Consider the following 668-nt stretch of genomic DNA (forward strand, 5'->3'; position numbering starts at 1 on the left):
GTGACCGATCCGGTATCAATACCATAGGTTAAGGTATCGCCATCGACATCCGCGCCACTTAAGGTGCCGCTGAGGTTAGCGTCCGTAGTCGAACTAGATTGATCCACTTCGGCAATCGAACCACTGGTAACCGCATCCAGGGTCGGTGCATCATCGGCACCGGTGACATCCACCGTAAAGGTCTGCGTGACCAAGGCACCATCGGCATCGGTGACCGTCAGCGTAAACAGATCACTAACAGCATCGCCCGCATCCAACGCTTCGATCGCAGCGGCATTCTTGCTGTAGCTATAAGCACCGCTAGCCGTATCTAAGGTTAAGGTGCCGTAAGTCCCCGCCAAGGTGGCCGTGGTACCCGTGACCGCCCCGGTATCAATACCATAGGTTAAGGTATCACCATCCACATCGGCGCCACTTAAGGTGCCGCTGAGGTTAGCATCGGTCGTGCTGCTGGACTGATCCACTTCGGCAATCGAGCCGCTGGTGATCGCATTCAGGGTCGGTGCATCATCCGCACCGGTGACGTTGACGGTAAAGGTCTGCGTCACTAACGCGCCGTCGGCATCCGTCACGGTCAGGGTGAACAGATCGCTAACAGCATCGCCCGCATCCAGGGCTTCGATCGCAGCGGCGTCTTTGCTGTAGCTGTAAGCACCCGTGTTGGTATT

Annotated in this window: 1 protein-coding gene; it reads right to left on the bottom strand. The window is 57.0% G+C overall.

The genetic code is table 11. The annotated features are described in order from the left end of the window. Positions 1 to 668 (bottom strand): VCBS domain-containing protein (locus Q4488_RS18795; protein WP_303582139.1); only part of this gene is annotated, 668 nt, incomplete at both ends.

This window comes from Amphritea sp. 1_MG-2023 (assembly GCF_030547545.1).
Classification (GTDB): Bacteria; Pseudomonadota; Gammaproteobacteria; order Pseudomonadales; family Balneatricaceae; genus Amphritea.